This window comes from Polaromonas sp. CT11-55 (assembly GCF_047303325.1).
Taxonomy (GTDB): Bacteria; Pseudomonadota; Gammaproteobacteria; order Burkholderiales; family Burkholderiaceae_C; genus Polaromonas.
In genome coordinates, this window is the sequence record NZ_JBKBEX010000007.1 from 58097 (window position 1) to 76730 (window position 18634).

At 64.4% G+C, this 18634-nt stretch carries 14 protein-coding genes; 5 read left to right on the forward strand and 9 right to left on the reverse strand.

Features of this window, described 5'->3' with window-relative positions; translation table 11 throughout:
- Window positions 1-2592 (reverse strand): [protein-PII] uridylyltransferase, encoded by a 2592-nt coding sequence (locus ACEN8I_RS09120; protein WP_413328188.1) that lies wholly within the window; start codon window positions 2590-2592, stop codon window positions 1-3.
- Between the two features lie 62 nt (window positions 2593-2654).
- A complete protein-coding gene (gene map / locus ACEN8I_RS09125) occupies window positions 2655-3497 on the reverse strand; it encodes a type I methionyl aminopeptidase (RefSeq protein WP_413328052.1) in 843 nt (280 codons plus the stop codon).
- A gap of 261 nt (window positions 3498-3758) precedes the next feature.
- Between map and purL the strand changes: the two genes are divergently transcribed.
- Together purL and ACEN8I_RS09135 are read left to right on the forward strand one after the other, a co-directional pair.
- On the forward strand, window positions 3759-7775 hold the full coding sequence (purL, locus tag ACEN8I_RS09130) for a phosphoribosylformylglycinamidine synthase (protein ID WP_413328053.1): 4017 nt from the start codon (window positions 3759-3761) through the stop codon (window positions 7773-7775).
- A gap of 28 nt (window positions 7776-7803) precedes the next feature.
- Entirely contained in the window at window positions 7804-8346 is a 543-nt protein-coding gene (locus tag ACEN8I_RS09135) for a hypothetical protein (RefSeq protein ID WP_413328054.1), read from the forward strand.
- Between the two features lie 10 nt (window positions 8347-8356).
- Here the strand turns inward: ACEN8I_RS09135 and ACEN8I_RS09140 are convergent, their stop codons facing one another.
- From ACEN8I_RS09140 to ACEN8I_RS09170, 7 genes are all read right to left on the reverse strand, one after another.
- The gene (locus ACEN8I_RS09140; RefSeq protein ID WP_413328190.1) at window positions 8357-9145 is read right to left on the reverse strand and encodes an ABC transporter substrate-binding protein; all 789 of its coding nucleotides are present in this window, start codon (window positions 9143-9145) and stop codon (window positions 8357-8359) included.
- Between the two features lie 191 nt (window positions 9146-9336).
- Window positions 9337-10122 (reverse strand): peptidylprolyl isomerase, encoded by a 786-nt coding sequence (locus tag ACEN8I_RS09145; protein WP_413328055.1) that lies wholly within the window; start codon window positions 10120-10122, stop codon window positions 9337-9339.
- Window positions 10123-10211: 89 nt separating this feature from the next.
- Complete coding sequence (locus ACEN8I_RS09150) at window positions 10212-10505, reverse strand: BolA family protein (protein WP_413328056.1); 294 nt, start codon at window positions 10503-10505, stop codon at window positions 10212-10214.
- On the reverse strand, window positions 10502-11128 hold the full coding sequence (locus ACEN8I_RS09155; protein WP_413328057.1) for a septation protein A: 627 nt from the start codon (window positions 11126-11128) through the stop codon (window positions 10502-10504). The genes ACEN8I_RS09150 and ACEN8I_RS09155 overlap by 4 nt, the downstream gene beginning before the upstream one ends.
- An 83-nt stretch (window positions 11129-11211) precedes the next feature.
- Window positions 11212-11625, reverse strand: a complete 414-nt coding sequence (gene msrB, locus ACEN8I_RS09160; protein WP_074574249.1) for a peptide-methionine (R)-S-oxide reductase MsrB — start codon at window positions 11623-11625, stop codon at window positions 11212-11214.
- Window positions 11626-11654: 29 nt separating this feature from the next.
- The gene (locus tag ACEN8I_RS09165) at window positions 11655-13157 is read right to left on the reverse strand and encodes a protein adenylyltransferase SelO (protein WP_413328058.1); all 1503 of its coding nucleotides are present in this window, start codon (window positions 13155-13157) and stop codon (window positions 11655-11657) included.
- A gap of 43 nt (window positions 13158-13200) precedes the next feature.
- On the reverse strand, window positions 13201-13896 hold the full coding sequence (locus ACEN8I_RS09170) for a Crp/Fnr family transcriptional regulator (RefSeq protein WP_413328059.1): 696 nt from the start codon (window positions 13894-13896) through the stop codon (window positions 13201-13203).
- Window positions 13897-14392: 496 nt separating this feature from the next.
- Between ACEN8I_RS09170 and ACEN8I_RS09175 the strand changes: the two genes are divergently transcribed.
- The 3 genes from ACEN8I_RS09175 to ACEN8I_RS09185 all read left to right on the forward strand — a co-directional run bounded on the left by ACEN8I_RS09175 (window position 14393) and on the right by ACEN8I_RS09185 (window position 18627).
- Entirely contained in the window at window positions 14393-16021 is a 1629-nt protein-coding gene (locus ACEN8I_RS09175) for a 3-(methylthio)propionyl-CoA ligase (RefSeq protein ID WP_413328061.1), read from the forward strand.
- 241 nt (window positions 16022-16262) lie between these two features.
- Window positions 16263-17588 carry a branched-chain amino acid ABC transporter substrate-binding protein gene (locus ACEN8I_RS09180; RefSeq protein WP_413328062.1) on the forward strand — a complete coding sequence of 442 codons (1326 nt, stop codon included), beginning with the start codon at window positions 16263-16265 and terminating at the stop codon, window positions 17586-17588.
- Between the two features lie 85 nt (window positions 17589-17673).
- Window positions 17674-18627 (forward strand): branched-chain amino acid ABC transporter permease, encoded by a 954-nt coding sequence (locus tag ACEN8I_RS09185; RefSeq protein WP_413328063.1) that lies wholly within the window; start codon window positions 17674-17676, stop codon window positions 18625-18627.
- Window positions 18628-18634 lie beyond the last annotated feature (7 nt).

Genomic DNA, 18634 nt, shown 5'->3' on the forward strand with positions numbered 1-18634 from the left:
TCAGGTATTGAGCGCTTCGAGCAGTTCGGTCTCGATCGCGATCTGCGCCTTGTTGTGCTGCAGTTCGGGGCCGTCGATCAAAAACGTGTCTTCCACGCGCTCGCCCAGGGTGCTGACCTTGGCCAGCTGCAGGTTGATGCGATGGCGTGCCAGCACCCGCGCGATGCGGTACAGCAGCCCGACACGGTCGCTGGCCGAGACGCTGAGCAGCCAGCGCTGGGCTTTTTCGTCGGGCCGCAGGTCCACGCGCGGCGCGATCGGGAAGCTCTTGACCCGGCGCGACACGCGGCCCTTGCCCGGCGGGGGCAGGGGGCCGGGCTCCTCGATGGTGCGGTCCAGGTCGGCCTCCACCATGGCCGCGAGTTCGCGGTAGTGGTCGGTCAGCGTCGGGCTGACGACCTGGAAGGTGTCCAGCGCATAGCCGTTTTGCGCGGTGTGGATCTTGGCATCCAGAATGCTGAAACCGGCTTCGTCAAAGTAGCCGCAGATGCGTGCGAACAGGTCGGGCGCGTCCGGCGTGTAGACCAGCACCTGCATGCCCTCGCCGGCCGAGGAGCGGCGCGCGCGCACCACTGCCTTGGCCTTGCCGACGTGGCGCGAGAGCTGGCGTGCGTGCCAGGCGATGTCGGAGGCTTCGTGGCGCATGAAATAGCTGACATCCAGCGTGTCCCACAGCGTCTTGTGCGCCTCGAAGGGCTCGGCATGCAGGGCCAGGATGGTCAAAGCCTCGCGCTTGCGGGCTTCGACCTCAGCATCCGCGTCGGGCGCGCGGCCGCCCAGCACGCGCAGGGTGTAGCGGTACAGGTCCTCGAGCAGCTTGCCTTTCCACGCGTTCCACACCTTGGGGCTGGTGCCGCGTATGTCGGCCACCGTGAGCAGGTAGAGCGCCGTCAGGTAGCGCTCGTTGCTCACACGCTTGGCGAAGGCCGCGATGACTTCAGGGTCGCTCAAGTCTTCCTTCTGGGCGATGCGGCTCATGCTCAGGTGCTCGCCGACCAGGAATTCGATCAGCCTGGCGTCCTCGGCCGCGATGCCGTGCTGGCGGCAGAACACATGGACGTCCTTACAGCCCAGCTCGGAATGGTCGCCGCCGCGGCCCTTGGCGATGTCGTGGAACAGCGCGGCGATGTACAGAATCCAGGGCTTGTCCCAGCCGCCCGCCAGCTGCGAGCACATCGGGTACTCGTGCGAGTGCTCGGCCATGAAAAAGCGCCGCACATTGCGCAGCACCATCAGGATGTGCTGATCCACCGTGTAGACGTGGAACAGGTCGTGCTGCATCTGCCCGACGATCTTGCGGAAGATCCAGAGGTAGCGGCCCAGCACCGAAGTCTGGTTCATCAGCCGCATGGCATGGGTGATGCCCTCGGGCTGCTGCAGGATGCGCAGGAAGGTCGCGCGGTTGACCGGGTCCTTGCGGAAGCCGGCGTTCATCAGGCCGCGGGCGTTGTAGAGCGCGCGCAGGGTGCGCGCCGACAGGCCTTTGATGCCGACAGTGGTTTCGTAGAGCAAAAAGGTCTCGAGGATGGCGTGCGGCTCGCGCGCGTACAGGTCGTCGCTAGCCACCTCCAGCATGCCGGCCTTGTCGCAAAAGCGCTCGTTGATGGGCCGCAGCGGGTAGGTGTTGGGGTTCAGGCGCTCCTCGATGTTGAGCAGCAGGATCTGGTTGAGCTGGGTCACGGCCTTGGCGGCCCAGTAGTAGCGCTTCATCAGCGCCTCGCTGGCGCGGCGCGGCAGCTTGCTGCCGTCGTCGGCCTCGGCCGAATAGCCGAAGGACTCGGCCACGGCGGTCTGCAGGTCGAACACCAGGCGGTCTTCGCGCCGTCCGGCGATCAGGTGCAGGCGCGCGCGTATCAGGCTTAGCAGGGCTTCATTGGCCTTGATCTGCCGCACCTCAAAGGCCGTGGCCAGGCCCTTACGTGCCAGGTCGTCCCAGGACTTGCCCAGGCCGGCGGCGCGCGCCACCCAGAGGATCACCTGCAGGTCGCGCAGGCCGCCCGGCGACTCCTTGCAGTTGGGCTCCAGCGAGTAGGGTGTGTTCTCGAACTTGTTGTGGCGCTGGCGCAGCTCCAGCGTCTTGGCCACGTAAAAAGCCTGTGGATCCAACACGGCGGCCAGGCGTTTTTGCAGCTGCTGGAAGTTCTTTTTGGCGCCGGCGACCAGGCGCGCCTCCAGCAGCGAGGTCTGCACCGTGACATCTTTGGAGGCTTCCTCCACGCAATCGGATGCCGTGCGCACGCTGGAGCCGATTTCCAGGCCGACGTCCCAGCAGGCGCCTATGAAGCGCTCGATCTTGGCCTTCAGTGCCGGGTCGGCGTCGACATCGGTGTGGTCGGGCAGCAGCAGCAGCACGTCCACGTCAGAGTGTGGGAACAGTTCGCCGCGGCCGAAACCGCCCGCGGCGACCAGGCAGGCCGCGGCCGGAAAGCCGGCGCCTTCCCAGAGCGCCTGCAGCGTGGCATCGGTGTGGCGGGCGAATTTTTGCAGCAGGCTGTGGATGCCGCGCGAGGACGCGCCGCTGGCGGCCAGCGATGCCAGCAGGGCGGCTTTGCCGGCCTTGTACTGCTCACGCAGCTGGGGCAGGCCGGTCATTGCCGTAGAGGCCGTGTCAGGGGACGCGCGCGGCACGGGCATGGAGGCCATGGGGGCGCCGCTCAGGCGCTGACCGTGGCCTGGACCGGGCTTTGCTGCGGCACAAAGGCCGGAATCGCCGGGCTGCCGGCCGACAGGGTCAGCACCTCGTAGCCGGTTTCGGTCACCAGGATGGTGTGCTCCCACTGGGCGGACAGCGAATGGTCGCGCGTCACGATGCTCCAGCCGTCTTTTTCGGGACCGTCCTTGATGTCGCGCTTGCCGGCGTTGATCATGGGCTCTATGGTGAAGGTCATGCCGGGAACCAGCTCTTCGAGCGTGCCGGGGCGGCCGTAATGCAGCACCTGGGGTTCTTCATGGAAGTTTTTGCCTATGCCGTGGCCGCAGAACTCGCGCACCACCGAAAAGCCTTGTTTTTCGGCAAAGGTCTGGATCGCAAAGCCGATGTCGCCCAGCCGTACGCCGGGTTTGACGCGCATGATGCCCTGCCACATGGCTTCGTAGGTGATGTTGCACAGCCGCTTGGCGGCAATCGAGGCCTCACCGACCAGGTACATGCGGCTGTTGTCGCCGTGCCAGCCGTCCTTGGTGATGACGGTCACGTCGATATTGACGATGTCGCCCTTTTTGAGCGGCTTGTCGTTGGGAATGCCGTGGCAGACCTGGTGGTTGACCGAGGTGCACAGCGATTTGGGGTAGGGCACATAGCCCGGGGGGCCGTAGCCCAGGGTCGCGGGAATGGTGCCCTGGACCTGGGTCATGTAGTCGTGGGCCAGCCGGTCGATTTCATTGGTGGTCACGCCCGGTTTCACGAAGGGGGCCAGGTAGTCCAGTACCTCGGAGGCCAGCCTGCCGGCCAGGCGCATGCCTTCGATCCCAGCCGCATCTTTGTAAGTAATACTCATGGCCCTGATTATCCCACCGCTCCCGTGGGCATGCATTTTCAGCATGAGTGCAAGGGCCTTTGGGGTGTTTGGCCCGAATGGATAGCGAAACTTGCCCGGCTTTGGCGGCTCCTCGCCTGCCGACACCCCAGTCGCTGATAAAATTACGGGTTAACGCGAACCCCGCAAAGGCCGGCCACAAACAGGGCAACAGGCGCTTGCAGGTGGTGTTAAACCCCCAGCCATGAGCTGCCTACTTCCCACTACAAGGCCACCGCTACCGTGACCCTGCACCTGACGACTTTTGAGGGCGAACCCCACGGGATCAGCGCCCTCAGCGACTTCCGCGTCCAGCAACTCCTTCCCCGCCTGCAAGCCATCCACGACAAGATCGTCGGCATCAGCGCCCGCTTTGTGCATCTGGTGGCGACCGAATCGCCGCCATCAGAGGCCGCCAAAGCCCAGCTCGCGGCGCTGCTCAGCTACGGCGAGCCTTGCGCGCCGGCCGCCGGCAAGGAGGGCGATGCCCTGGTCTTTATCGTCTCGCCACGTTTCGGTACCGTCTCGCCTTGGGCTTCCAAGGCCACGGATATTGCCCACAACTGCGGCCTGGCCGTCAAGCGCGTGGAGCGCATCACCGAATACCGCGTCACACTGAAAACCGGTTTTTTCAGCAAGACGGCCCTGAGCGCCGCCCAGCGCGAGCAGGTCGCCGGCCTGCTGCACGACCGCATGACCGAAAGCGTGATGTTCGATCGCGCGGAAGCCGCGGGCCTGTTCACCGAGCTGCAGGGCGCGCCGCTGCAGACCATAGACGTGCTGGCCGGCGGCAAGGCCGCGCTCGAAAAAGCCAATGCCGAGTTCGGCCTGGCGCTGGCCGCCGACGAGATCGACTACCTGGTCAATGCCTTCACGCAATTGAAGCGCAACCCGACCGACGTCGAGCTCATGATGTTCGCCCAGGCCAACAGCGAGCACTGCCGCCACAAGATTTTCAACGCCGATTTCACGATTGACGGCGTGCCGCAGGAAAAAAGCCTGTTCGGCATGATTCGCAACACCGAAAAGCTGCATCCCCAGCACACGGTGGTGGCCTATTCGGACAATGCCTCCGTCATGGAGGGCTACAAAAGCCAGCGCTTTTACGCCACGCCGGACGCCACCGGCCGCCAGACCTACAGCGCCACCGAGGACGTGCAGATGCACGTGCTCATGAAGGTCGAGACGCATAACCACCCCACGGCGATTTCGCCATTCCCGGGCGCTTCCACCGGCGCCGGCGGCGAGATCCGCGATGAGGGCGCGACCGGCCGCGGCTCCAAGCCCAAGGCGGGTTTGACGGGCTTTACGGTGTCCAGGCTGTTTGACGATGCTGCCACGTCTTATGGCAAGCCCGAGCACATCGCCAGCCCACTGCAAATCATGACCGAGGGCCCACTGGGCGGCGCGGCCTTTAACAACGAGTTCGGCCGGCCTAACCTTGCCGGCTATTTCCGCGAATACGAGCAGACCGTGGCCGGCCAGCGCTGGGGTTACCACAAGCCCATCATGATCGCGGGCGGCGTCGGCACGATTGACGCGGCTTTGACCAAGAAGATTCTGTTCCCGGCCGGCACCTTGCTGATCCAGCTGGGCGGACCCGGCATGCGCATCGGCATGGGTGGCAGCGCCGCCAGCTCCATGGCCTCGGGCGCAAACGCGGCCCAGCTTGACTTCGACTCGGTGCAGCGCGGCAACCCTGAAATCGAACGCCGGGCCCAGGAAGTCATCAACCAGTGCGCCCAACTGGGCGCGGCCAACCCCATCCTGGCCATCCACGACGTGGGCGCCGGCGGCTTGTCTAATGCCTTCCCGGAACTCGTCAACGACGCCGGGCGCGGCGCGAAGTTCGACCTGCGCGCCGTGCCGCTCGAAGAAAGCGGCCTTTCGCCCAAGGAAATCTGGAGCAACGAAAGCCAGGAACGCTATGTGATGGCGGTCGCGCCTGAGTCGTTGCCGCAGTTCCAGGCTTTCTGCGAACGCGAGCGCTGCCCGTTTGCCGTGATTGGTGTCGCCACCGAAGAAAAACAGCTGGTACTGTCCGACAAGGACACCGCGGCGCCCGTCGACATGCCCATGAATGTGCTGCTGGGCAAACCGCCCAAGATGCACCGCGACGTGAAAACCGTCAAGCACACGCTCAAGCCTATAGACCTGACCGGCGTGGACCTGCAAAAAAGTGCGATTGCCGTGCTGAGCCACCCCACGGTCGCTTCCAAGCGCTTTTTGATCACCATAGGCGACCGCACCGTGAGCGGCCTCACGCACCGTGACCAGATGGTCGGGCCCTGGCAGGTGCCGGTGGCCGATTGCGCCGTCACGCTGGCTGACTACAGCGGTTTTGCCGGCGAGGCCATGAGCATGGGCGAACGCACGCCGCTGGCCACCGTCAACGCGGCGGCCTCAGGCCGCATGGCGGTCGCCGAGGCCATCACCAACCTGCTGGCCGCGCCGATTGAGCTGCCGCGCGTCAAGCTCTCGGCCAACTGGATGGCCGCCTGCGGCGAGCCCGGCCAGGATGCCGCACTGTACGAAACCGTCAAGGCCGTGGGCATGGAGCTGTGCCCGGCGCTGGGCGTGTCGATTCCCGTCGGCAAGGACTCCTTGTCCATGCGCACCGTGTGGAGCGAGGGCGATACCGGCAAAAAGGTCACCTCGCCGGTCTCCCTGATCGTGAGCGCCTTCGCCACGCTGCCCGACGTGCGCGGCACGCTGACGCCGCAGCTGGACCGTGACGAGGCCGACAGCACGCTGATCCTGGTTGACCTGGGCAAGGGCAAAAACCGAATGGGCGGCTCCATCCTCGCGCAGACGCTGGACAAGGAAGAGGGCGAAGTGCCCGACCTCGACGACCCCCAAGACCTGGTCAAGCTGGTCAATGCCATCAATGCGCTGCGCAAGCAAGGCAAGCTCATGGCCTACCACGACCGCAGCGACGGCGGCCTGTTCGCCGCGGTCTGCGAAATGGGTTTTGCCGGCAATGTGGGCGTGTCGCTCAATATCGACATGCTGCTGGTCGAAGGCGACGGCATTTCCGACAGCCGCATGGACACGGGCGACAGCAAGAACTGGGCAAGCCAGGTCGGCGCGCGCCGCGAAGAGCTCACGCTCAAGGCCCTGTTCAACGAAGAGCTGGGCGCCGTCATCCAGGTGGCGACTTCCGCGCGCAACGAAGTCATGCAGACTCTGCGCGAGCACGGCCTCGCCAAATTCAGCCATTTCATCGGCAAGACCCGCCCGCAGCACGCCTCGCTGGAAGTTGGCAAGGGTGAAATCCAGGTCTGGCGCGACACCAAGGCCGTGTTCTCGGCCAAACTGCAGGACCTGCACCAGGTCTGGGACTCGGTCAGCTGGAAGATCTGCCAGCAGCGCGACAACCCCGACTGCGCCAACGCCGAACACGCGGCCGCCGGCGATCCCGCCGACCCCGGTCTGCATGTGCAACTGACGTTTGACTCGGCCAAAGTACCGGCGGCGCCCGCGCTCAACCTGTCGGCACGGCCGCGTGTGGCGGTGCTGCGCGAGCAGGGCGTCAACTCGCACATGGAAATGGCCTACGTCTTCACCGAAGCTGGTTTTGAAGCCTGCGACGTGCACATGACCGACCTGCAGAGCGGCCGTGCCAAGCTCGCCGACTTCAAGGGCATCGTCGCCTGCGGCGGCTTCAGCTATGGCGACACCCTGGGAGCCGGCGTGGGCTGGGCGCGTTCCGTGACCTTCAACCCGGTGCTGTCCGAGGAATTCAAGGCCTTTTTCGCGCGCCAGGACACCTTCGGCCTGGGCGTGTGCAACGGCTGCCAGATGTTCGCCGAGCTGGCCGACATCATTCCGGGCGCCGAGGCCTGGCCGCGTTTCACCACCAACCGCAGCGAGCGCTTCGAGGCGCGCCTGAGCATGGTCGAGGTGCTGGAATCGCCCAGCATCTTCCTTAAGGGCATGGCCGGCAGCCGCCTGCCGATCGCGGTCGCGCACGGCGAGGGCTATGCCAACTTCGCCTTCCGGGGCGACGCCTCCAAGGCGATTGCCGCGATGCGTTTTACCGACAACCACGGCCAGCCGACGGAGGCCTACCCGGCCAATCCCAACGGCAGCGCCAGCGGCCTGACGGGCGTGACCACGGCCGACGGCCGCTTCACGGCCATGATGCCGCACCCCGAGCGCGTGTTCCGCAATATCCAGAAAAGCTGGACCTCAGGCAGCCCCAGCGAGCGCAGCCCGTGGATGAGCCTCTGGCACAACGCGCGCAAGTGGGTAGGCTGATCGTCAACAACGCAGATGGGGGATGTCCATGAACCGGTTGTTTAAAAACATTTTCATTGCCGTCCTGTCCGGATTGCTCGCCTGCGGCGCCATCGCCGCCGACATGCGCGTGGCGCTGCCCGAGCGGCCGGCACTGATCATTCCGCTTCCCGTGGGCTGGCGCGGCCAGGTGCGGCGCGCCGCGCCTGAGCTGCCGCCCACCGTCCTCCTGTCGTCCATCACCGAAAAAAACTTCCAGATTCTGGTGACGCCCATATGGTCGGCGCGTGCCGACGCCAAGCCGCTGACGCCGGAGTTCCTGCGCGCGATGGTGGCGGCCGCTGCCGAGAAGGCCAAGCCGCAGGCTGTCGAGGCGGAGCTTCCCGTGCGTGAGCTGTCGGGCCAGGGCCTGTCCGGCGCCTACTTCTCGGCCACCGACCGGGCGCCCAAGTCCGGGGAATACCGCAACCTGACCCAGGGAATGGTCGCGATCGGTGAGCTGCAGGTGGGCTTCACCATCCTGAGTAACGGCGACGCGGCGGCGGTCAATGTGCCCGCGCTGCAGATGCTGCAATCCCTGCGGCGGGAGTGATTCCCGGGCGCTAGCGGCCGGGCGGCGCGACCGCCGCTCCCTGGATTCCGTGTCGCGCCAAGGCCTGCGCCACAAAACCCGAGGTCTTCATCTCTTCAATGAAGGACTCGAGGTAGCGCGCTCCGGCCTCACGCCCCTTGGGCAGGCCCATGGCCTGGTTGATCACCATAAAGCGCCCCGGCAGCAGGCGCAGGCCGGGCAGGCGTTTGGCGTCGGCTTCCAGCTGCTGCTTGACGCCCGCCGCCACTTCCAGGTTCTGCGCGACCATGACGTCGCTCACCGCCGGTGAGGTCGGGGCCTTCACCAGCCTGGCAGCCTTGAGTTCACGGCTCAGGTACAGGTCATAGGCGCTGCCATTGCCGACCACGACGCGGTTGCCCGCCTGGTCCACCTCTTCGTTGCGGCGTATCGGCGAGTCGTTTCGCACCAGGTAGGCCCCCTCGATGATGACGTAGGGCGGCGTCTGCAGCATGTCGGCGCCGCGCACCGGGTCTATCGCGACAAAGGCAATATCGACCTGCGCGTCCCTGACCGCTTCGACCACCTTGCCGGCCGACGTGAAGGTCACCAGTTCAACGGGTACGCCCAGCCGCCTGCCGAGTTCGCGCGAGAGGTCCACCGACACGCCGCGCGGCTCGCCGCTGGCGGCATCTTTCATCGCCAGGATGGGGTTGCCAAAATTGATGGCGGCTTTGAGCTTGCCGGAGGGCGCCAGCTCGGCCACGGGCGCCGGCGGCGCGGTGGCGCAGGCCGTCAGCGCAAAAGCGGCCAATGCGACAAGCCACCACAAGCCGTGCATGCGGGTGGAGGGTGAAAAAGCAGGGCGCTTGGGCATGAGGTCTCCAGAAGGTGTGAGCCATTGGAACGACCGTCGCCACCGGCGTCAATCGGCAATTCGCCCCATCTGCTGGGCTCCAAGAAAAAAAGCAGCCCAAAGGCTGCTTTTCTCAGGAAGGCGGGACGGGCAGGGTGCCCGCGGCGCTGTGCCGCTTATTCGACCTTGGCTTTTTTGCGCAGGTCGGCCTGGAAGGCGGCCAGTTTTTGCTGCTGCATCGACTGGGCAATCTGCGGCTTGACTTCGTCATACGAAGGCAGTTGCGCCGCGCGGATGTCGTCGACACGAATGATGTGGTAGCCGAACTGGGTTTTCACCGGGGTTTCGGTGGTCTGGCCCTTGCCCAGCTTGCCCAGCGCTTCGCTGAATTCAGGCACGTAGCTGGAAGGGTTGGCCCAGTCCAGGTCGCCGCCCTTGGCGCCGGATCCGGGGTCCTTGGACTTCTTCTTGGCGATCTCGTCGAACTTGCCGCCTTTTTTCAGGCTGGCGATGATTTCCTTGGCTTCGGCTTCTTTTTCCACCAGGATGTGGCGTGCCTTGTATTCCTTGCCGCCATTGGCCTCGGCGAACTTGTCGTACTCGGCCTTCATTTCTGCCTCCGTGACCGGGTTGTTCTTCTGGTAGTCGGCGAACAGCTCGCGGATCAGGATGGTCTGGCGCGCCAGCTCCATTTGCACCTTGACGTCCTCGCTCGTGGAGAGGCCGCGTTTTTCGGCTTCCTGCATGAAAACCTCGCGCGCGATTACTTCCTCGCGCAGTTGGGCCTCCATGTCCGGGGTCACGGGCCGGCCCGACTTGGCGACCTGCTGCGCCAGCGAGTCCAGGCGGGTCTTGGGAACAGCCTTGCCGTTGACGATGGCGAGGTTTTGCGCCAGGACGCCTTGGGCGCCCAGGGCCAGCAGGGCCGCAACAGCGGTAGCCAGTACAAATTGTTTCTTCATGGTGTCTTGCAGTCCTTTGGTGAATGCTTGGGTTAGCGTCTGGATGGTGCCTGGCCTTCGCGGCCGGAGTGACGGAGGCGCCGCGGATTTCAGGGTGACTCGACGATCTCGATCGCCAGGGCATGCAGGCCTTGGTCAATGAAATTTTGCAGTGCATCATACACAAGGCGGTGGCGCGCCACCCGGCTTTGGCCGGTAAAGAGCGGGCTCGCGATGCGGATGCGGAAGTGGCTGCCGTAGCCCTCGGCATTGGCGCCCGAATGCCCGGCATGGGCGGCGCTTTCATCGAGCACCTCCAGCTTTGTGGGCTGCAGCCGCGCCCGCAGCTGCAGTTCTATGTCATGGGCGCGCACGGGCAGGGCGCTGGAAACGCCGGCCATCATGGCGTGGTGCCGGGTTTGATGTGTTTGTTGAGGTAAACCGCCTGCGCCAGCACAAACACCACCATCAGGCCCAGGCCGCCGAAGAGCTTGAAATTGACCCAGGTGTCGGTGGAGAAGGTGAAGGCCACCCACAGGTTGAGCAGGCCCATGACGGCAAAAAAGCCGATCCAGCTGAAATTGACGGCACGCCAGATGGCGTCCGGCAGCTCCATCTGCGCACCCATCAGCGACTTGATGCCGTTTTTCTTGAAGACCAGCTGGCCGACCAGCAGGGCGCTGCCCATGACCCAGTAGAGCACGGTGGGCTTCCACTTGATGAAGTTTTCACTGTGGAAATAAATTGTGGCGCCGCCCAGCACCGTGACCAGCGCCAGGCTGACCCACAGCATGGTGTCCACTTTTTTGCCGCGTACCTTGAGCCAGAGAATTTGCGCCAGCGTGGCGATGATCACCACCACGGTGGCCAGCAGTACGGGTGCTTCCGATGGACCGACCACGCCGCCCGAGACCATAAAACCCAGCCAGTCGGTGGCCGTGCTGGCTGCCCAGTCCTTGTGGCCTTCGGCGTACTTGAACATGCCGAAAAACAGGACGATGGGTAAAAAGTCGAAAAGAAGTTTCATGTGCTGATTATCTGGCCTAAGCGCAGGCCCTTGAACGATCCCCAGCCGGGCGCGCGGCCCGGCCCCATGCTTTCCGTGCGCCTTCAGGCTTTGGGTTTGAAATCGAGGGAGGCCGAATTCATGCAATAGCGCAGGCCGGTTGGCGTCGGCCCATCCGGGAACACATGGCCCAGGTGGGCGCCGCAGCTGGCGCACACCGTTTCGGTGCGCACCATGCCGTGCTTGCGGTCCACGATTTCCTCGATCGCGCCCGGCACGGCTTCCTCGGAAAAGCTGGGCCAGCCGCAGCCGGCGTCAAATTTGGTTTCGGAGTCGAACAGCTTGGCGCCGCAGCAGATGCAGTGGTAACTGCCGTCGGCCCAGACGGCTTCGTACTTGCCGGTGTAGGGGCGCTCGGTAGCGGCGTGGCGGGTGACTTCAAAGGCGGCCGGTTCGGCCCCTTTTTCGGCCAGCAGGGCTTTCCATTCGGCGTCGGTTTTCTGGATCTTGGCGCTCATATTCCGGGTCCTGTGGTGTGGCTTTGATGTTACGAACTGCAACTAATTTCAATCGATGAAGCCCAGTCGGGCGGGAAACCGGCAAAACTCTCATGGCCGGGATGCTCCTCACATGGGGATTGCAGCAGGGCAAGCAAGGTATCGACACCCGAAAAGTCTTTTAGTTTCGCCGCGCGTATGGCTTCTTCGCCCAGGTGGTTGCGCAACACGAATTTCGGGTTGCTCCTGTGCATCAGGCCGGCCCGCAGCCCCTGGTCCGCGCCGGCCAGCCGCCGCGAATAGTCCTGCGCCCAGGGGTTGAAGGATTCGCGGTCGAAGAACAGGTCACGCACCGGCTCATGGCCGCTTTGCGGCGTGAAACCATTCAGGCGCCGCCAGAAGATGCTGTAGTCGACCTTGTTGGCGGCCAGCAGCTTGAAGCAGTTGTCCACCAGGACCTTGTCATCCGGCTGCTCGTCTGCCAGGCCCAGCTTGGTGCGCATGCGGGCGTACAAGGCGTCGGGAAACAAGGTCTTGTAGGGCTCCAGTGCGGCCAGGGCCAGTTCCTGCTCGCCTATCAGCGGCAACAGGGCCTGCCCCAGGCAGAACAAATTCCAGTAGGCCATATTCGGCTGGCGGTTGTAGGCATAGCGGCCCTGGGCGTCCGAGTGGTTGCAGATGTGGTTGGGGTCGAAGGCGTCGAGGAACTGGAAGGGGCCGTAGTCTATGGTCAGCCCCAGGATGCTCATGTTGTCGGTGTTCATCACGCCGTGGCAAAAGCCCACGGCCTGCCAGGCCGCCATCAGGTGGGCCGTGCGTTCGCTGACGGCTTCCAGCAGGGCCGCATAGGGCTGCGGCGCCTCGCGGCAATCGGGGTAAAAGCGGTCTATGACGTAGTCGGCCAGGGCCTTGAGCTGGGCATGCTGGCCGCTGTAGCTGAAGTGCTCGAAATGCCCGAAGCGGATAAAGCTGGGTGCGGTGCGCGTCACCACGGCGGCGGTTTCGATTTCCTCACGCCGCACCGGCGCGTCGGAGCCCGTGACGCACAGCGCCCGGGTGGTCGGGATGCCCAGGCCGTGCATGGCCTCGGAACACAAAAACTCGCGAATCGAGCTGCGCAGCACGGCCCGGCCGTCGCCCATGCGCGAATACGGGGTTTTGCCGGCGCCTTTGAGCTGGATTTCTTGCGGGCCGCCCGGGCTGTCTATCTCGCCCAGCAGCAGGGCCCGGCCGTCGCCCAACTGCCCGGCCCAGACGCCGAACTGGTGGCCGCTGTAGACGCTGGCCAGCGGCCGTGCGCCCGGCAGCAGGCGATTGCCCGTCAACGCCTCGAGTGTGTCAGCCGATTCCAGCCAGCTGTCCTCAAGCCCGAGCTCGCGCGCGAATGCGCGGCTCTTGCCCACCCAGTAGGGCGAGGGCAGGGGTGTGGGCTGAAGCTCGGTGTAAAAGTCCGGGCCCAGGGCGGCAAAGCTGTTGACCCAGTTCAGGCCGGGGGAGCCGGCCTGCGCCAATGTGTCTTCAGGCGTGTCGGTGGCGTGGAGTGCAGGGGTCATGACCTCATTGTGCTATTGCCCCAGTGCCTGTGCCGGGCTGGGGTTAAGCCTTGTCTTGCGTTGGCCGGCTGGCGTAGGCGGCCAGCGCCTGCTCATCGAGCAGGGCCACGCGGCCGAACTCCAGCGACACCAGGCCCAGCCCTTCCAGTGTTTGCAGCACGCGGTTGACGGTCTGGCGCGACAGGCCGGCCAGGTGGCCCAGTTCTTCCTGCGACAGCAGCAGCTTGCGCCGGCCTTGCCAGAACACCCGGCTCAGGTACAGCGCCACACGCTGCTCGGGCGCGCGCAGGCGGCCCGCCTCGATGATGGTCATGGCCTGGGCCAGGCGCCGGTTCAGGTGGGCGACCAGGTAGTGGTTGAAGTCCAGGGAACCGGCCAGCAGTTCGTCGAATTCGGCGCGCGGCAGGCACAGCAGTGTGGTGTCGCGCAGCGCGATCACGTCGTAGCGGCGCGGCTCGGTCTTGAGCGCTGAGCCTTCACCAAACCATTCGCCGTCGGGCACACCCAGGAAGGCCGACACCCGGCCTTCGGGCGAGGTGCTTTGCAGTTTCACCAGGCCCGACAGAACGGCATACCAGCCCTGGACCGGCGCGCCCGCGCCCAGCAGCACTTCGCCCTTGCGGCCGTCCAGCGTGAAGCTGCGCGCCAGCAAGCGCGCCTGGTGCTCCTGCGGCAGGCCGGGGAACCAGGGCTGGCCGCTGAGGAAGCGATGCGGCAAAGAGGCGAGGTCAAAGGGCATGGGTGTCATTGTCCTCCGGCTGCCGCACGGGGTATTTACCTAGGGTCTGCTAACGCTATTTATGCAAGATGCGTTGCGAGTCAAAAAGGCCTTGAGCAAGGCGCAAAACGCAGGCGGGGTGAACCCCGTCAAGGCTTTGCAACGCCGCGCAAGGCCTTTTTGATCGCAACCCGAAGGGAATGGGGTTAAAACGGCGCCACTGCGCGTTGCGCTCCTAACCCAGACGCCCGGTCTGGGCGTCGTCGCGCGCCTTGATTGGCACCGTTTTAACCCCATTCGCATTTGCATAAATAGCGTTAACAGACCCTAGAACCTGTCGGCCGGGCGACAGGCTTTGCCTTCCGCCCGCCAGGCGGCGACAGTAGGCTGGCCGGTGTCGCCAAGGCGCCGCCGCTGGGGACTTTCCCGAGGCCTGCGCGCAAGCCCCAGGGGTACCATGGCCGCGGAGAGATTTGATTCACCCATACGCCCACCGGGCAGGAAAGGAAAGCCGACGATGTTAGGTTTGATGCAAAGCCAGCCACTGCTGATTTCCGGTTTGATCGAATTCGCGGAGCGCCACCACGGCGACGCCGAAATCGTCTCGCGCCGCGTGGAAGGCGACCTGCATCGCTACAGCTACAAGGACATGGGCCGGCGCGCCCGCCGCGTCGCCAAGGCGCTGGACGGCCTGAAGCTGGCCTTCAGCGACCGGGTCGCCACGCTGGCCTGGAACGGCTACCGCCACCTGGAGCTGTATTACGGCGTGAGCGGCTCGGGCCGGGTGCTGCACACCATCAACCCGCGCCTGCACCCTGACCAGATCGCCTGGATCGCCAACCATGCCGAGGACCAGGTGCTGTGCTTCGACCTGAGCTTTTTGCCGTTGGTGCAGGCGGTGCACGCCCGTTGCCCGAACATCAAACACTACATTGCGCTGTGCGACGCCGACAAGCTGCCGGCCGACTCGGGCGTGCCTAACCTGCAAAGCTATGAAAGCTGGATAGGCGCGCAAAGCGCCGACTACGCCTGGCCCAGCTTTGACGAGAACACGGCTTCGAGCATGTGCTACACGAGCGGTACCACCGGCAACCCCAAGGCCGCGCTCTATAGCCACCGCTCCAGCACGCTGCATGCCTATGCGGCCGCGTTGCCCGACGTGATGTGCATCTCCGCGCGCGACGCCATCCTGCCCGTGGTGCCCATGTTCCACGTCAACGCCTGGGGCATTCCGTACTCGGCCGCGCTCACCGGCGCCAAGCTGGTGTTCCCCGGCCCGGCGCTGGACGGCAAGTCGATCTACGAGCTGATAGAGGCCGAGAAAGTCACCTATGCGGCCGGCGTGCCCACGGTGTGGCAGATGCTGCTGGGCCACATGAAGCCTGCGGGCCTGAAGTTCTCCACCTTGAAACGCACCGTCATAGGCGGCTCGGCCTGTCCGCCGGCCATGATCCATGCCTTCCGCGAGGACTACGGCGTGGAGGTGCTGCACGCCTGGGGCATGACCGAGATGAGCCCGCTGGGCACGCTGTGCACGCTCAAGAACAAGCACGACGCGCTGCCCGAAACCGAAAAAATGAAGATACGCCTCAAGCAGGGGCGCGCCATCTACGGCGTCGACATGAAAATCGTCGACGCCAATGGCGAGGAATTGCCCTGGGACGGCAAGGTCTTTGGCGACCTGTACGTCAAGGGGCCGTGGATCGTGCGCGAGTACTTCAAGGGCGAGGGCGGCGACCCGCTGGTGGACGGCTGGTTTCCCACGGGCGACGTCGGCACCATAGACCCCGACGGTTATTTGCAGATCACCGACCGCAGCAAGGACGTCATCAAGTCGGGCGGCGAATGGATCAGCTCCATCGAGATCGAGAACATCGCCGTGGCGCATCCGGCCGTGGCCATGGCCGCCTGCATAGGCGTGGCCCATCCCAAGTGGGATGAGCGCCCCATCATCGCGGTCGTCAAAAAGCCCGGCATGGATGTCACCCGCGACGAGTTGATCCGCTTCTACGACGGCAAGACCGCGAAATGGCAAATCCCCGACGACGTGGTTTTTGTCGACGCGATTCCGCTGGGCGCCACCGGCAAGATGCTCAAAACAAAACTGCGCGAGCTCTTGAAGGATTACAAATTGCCACAGTCATAAGTGTGGAAAAAAAGCGCGGCCGGTATTCAAACCAAGCAGGGGCCGCGGAACCGGCTTTGCCGGGCCGCAGGCGCAGCGGCCCCTCGGGGGCAGCGCACTACGTGAAGCGAGAAGCGTGGGGGTCACATCCGTGACATAGCGCTAGGGCATTCCCTGACGCAGTGCAGCATTAATTAACCTAACCTTTGCCGGTTCCCGTCAGGTTTCGTTCGCACATTCATAAATTTTCAGGAGACAAGGGATGACAACCCAAACCCGATTTTTCGCGCGGCATGCAGGCGTCGCCCTGGCGGTGTCCGCCATGTTTTACAGCGGCATGACACTGGCCCAGGCGCCAGCCAAGGCCGCCGCTCCGGCCAAAGCGGCCGTCGCCTCGCCCGCTGCCGGCGGCTCCGTGAACCTGAACCAGACCGTCAAGATCGCCTGGCTGGACCCGCTGTCCGGCCTGATGGCGGCGGTCGGCACCAACCAGCTCAAGGGCTTTCAGTTCCTGGCCGAGCAGTTCAGCAAAAAGAACAAGGCCGGCGTGAAGTTTGAAATCATCGGCATCGACAACAAGCTCAGCCCGCAGGAAACCACCAACGCGCTGAAGTCCGCCATCGACCAGGGCGCTCGCTACATCGTGCAGGGCAACGGCTCCGGCCCGGCGCTGGCCATCATGGACGCACTGTCCAAGTACAACGAACGCAATCCGGGCAAGGAAGTCGTCTACCTCAACTACGCCGCGGTGGACCCTGACCTGACCAACAGCAAGTGCGAGTACTGGCACTTCCGTCTGGATGCCGACACCTCCATGAAGATGGAGGCACTGACTGCCTTCATGAAGGAGCAGCCGGACATCAAGAAGGTCTACCTGATCAACCAGAACTACTCGCACGGCCAGCAGGTCGCCAAGTTCGCCAAAGCCAACCTTGCATCCAAGCGCCCCGACATCCAGATCGTCGGCGAAGACCTGCACCCGCTGGCCCAGGTGCGCGACTTCGCGCCCTACATCGCCAAGATCAAGCAGTCGGGCGCCGATACCGTGATCACCGGCAACTGGGGCTCGGACCTTTCGCTGCTGGTCAAAGCCGCCAACGAGGCGGGCCTGAACAACGTCAAGTTCTATACCTACTATGCCGGCGTCACCGGCACGCCGACCGCGCTGGGCGCGGGCTCGGCCGGGCGCGTCTACATGGTGGCCTACAACCACCTCAACATGGGCGGCGAGATCCAGCAGATCCAGGCCGACTACAAAAAGAAGTTCAACGACGACTTCTACACCGGCGCGATCTTCCACGCCTTCACCATCCTGACCGAAGCCATGGCCCAGACCAAGTCGACCGAGCCGGCCGTGGTGGCCAAGGCCATGGAAGGCCTGCGCTTCAAGAGCTTTAACGGCGACGTCGAGATGCGCAAGACCGACCACCAGCTGCAGCAGGGGCTTTACATCGACAAATGGGAAAAAGCCGGCGGCAAATACCCCTACGATGCCGAGAATACGGGCTACACCTTTGTGCCGGTCAAATACTATGAGCCCTATGTGGCCAGCACGCCCACTTCGTGCCAGATGAAGCGCCCGGGATGACACCGGCGTCCCGCTGACGGACCCAGGCCCGATCCGAGTTCGGGCCTTTTTTTCATCCGGCTTTTATTGCAACAGGCGCTTATCGATGAATCTGGAATCCTTCACCATCGCGATGCTCAACGGCCTCAGCTACGGCTTGCTGCTGTTCATGCTCAGTTCCGGCCTGACGCTGATCTTCAGCATGATGGGCGTGCTCAATTTCGCGCACGCGTCCTTCTACATGGTCGGCGCCTATATCGCCTACAGCACCTCGCAGGTCATAGGCTTTTGGTGGTCGCTGCTGGTGGCGCCGCTGCTGGTGTTTGCCATGGGCGCGGCCTTCGAGCGCTTTTGCCTGCGCAAGGTGCACAAGTTCGGCCATGTGCCCGAACTGCTGGTGACCTTCGGGCTGTCCTACCTGCTGCTGGAGCTGGTGCAACTGGTCTGGGGCCGCTCAGCCGTCAACTACGTGCTGCCCGAAGGCCTGCAAGGCCCGCTGTTCACGGTGTTCGGCACCAACTTCCCGAAATCGCGCGCCTTCATCATGTTCATCTCGCTGGCCATGCTGGCCGGCATCTGGCTGCTGCTCACACGCACCCGCATAGGCCTGGTGATCCAGGCCGCGCTCACCCATCCCGAAACGGTGGAGGCGCTCGGCCACAACGTGCCGCGTGTCTTCATGCTGGTTTTTGGCGGCGGCGCGGCGCTCGCCGGCCTGGCCGGCGTCATAGGCGGCAACACCTTCATCACCGAGCCCGCCATGGCCGGCTCGGTGGGCGCCATCATCTTTGTGGTCGTGGTGGTGGGCGGCATGGGCTCGCTGAGCGGCGCCTTCCTGGCCTCGCTGCTGATAGGCCTGATACAGACCTTCGCGGTGCAGATGGACCAGTCGCTGATGACCTTGCTGGCCCACTTTAACTACCGGGTGACGCCCGAGACCTTCGGCTACCCGCTGCTCAAGCTCACAATTTCGCAGGTGGGGCCGATATTGCCGTTCCTGTTCCTGGTGCTGATCCTGATCTTCAGGCCCAAGGGCTTGCTTGGTACGCGGGAAGGTTAAGGCAACA

Coding starts and splice junctions, on each gene's coding strand:
- ACEN8I_RS09150 (WP_413328056.1), bottom strand. CDS start 10,505: ATGATGGCCGGCGTTTCCAGCGCCCTGCCCGTGCGCGCCCATGACATA.
- msrB (WP_074574249.1), bottom strand. CDS start 11,625: ATGAGCGCCAAGATCCAGAAAACCGACGCCGAATGGAAAGCCCTGCTG.
- ACEN8I_RS09180 (WP_413328062.1), top strand. CDS start 16,263: ATGACAACCCAAACCCGATTTTTCGCGCGGCATGCAGGCGTCGCCCTG.
- ACEN8I_RS09145 (WP_413328055.1), bottom strand. CDS start 10,122: ATGAAGAAACAATTTGTACTGGCTACCGCTGTTGCGGCCCTGCTGGCC.
- ACEN8I_RS09155 (WP_413328057.1), bottom strand. CDS start 11,128: ATGAAACTTCTTTTCGACTTTTTACCCATCGTCCTGTTTTTCGGCATG.
- ACEN8I_RS09185 (WP_413328063.1), top strand. CDS start 17,674: ATGAATCTGGAATCCTTCACCATCGCGATGCTCAACGGCCTCAGCTAC.
- ACEN8I_RS09175 (WP_413328061.1), top strand. CDS start 14,393: ATGTTAGGTTTGATGCAAAGCCAGCCACTGCTGATTTCCGGTTTGATC.
- ACEN8I_RS09165 (WP_413328058.1), bottom strand. CDS start 13,157: ATGACCCCTGCACTCCACGCCACCGACACGCCTGAAGACACATTGGCG.
- ACEN8I_RS09170 (WP_413328059.1), bottom strand. CDS start 13,896: ATGCCCTTTGACCTCGCCTCTTTGCCGCATCGCTTCCTCAGCGGCCAG.
- ACEN8I_RS09135 (WP_413328054.1), top strand. CDS start 7,804: ATGAACCGGTTGTTTAAAAACATTTTCATTGCCGTCCTGTCCGGATTG.
- ACEN8I_RS09120 (WP_413328188.1), bottom strand. CDS start 2,592: ATGACCGGCCTGCCCCAGCTGCGTGAGCAGTACAAGGCCGGCAAAGCC.
- ACEN8I_RS09140 (WP_413328190.1), bottom strand. CDS start 9,145: ATGCACGGCTTGTGGTGGCTTGTCGCATTGGCCGCTTTTGCGCTGACG.
- map (WP_413328052.1), bottom strand. CDS start 3,497: ATGAGTATTACTTACAAAGATGCGGCTGGGATCGAAGGCATGCGCCTG.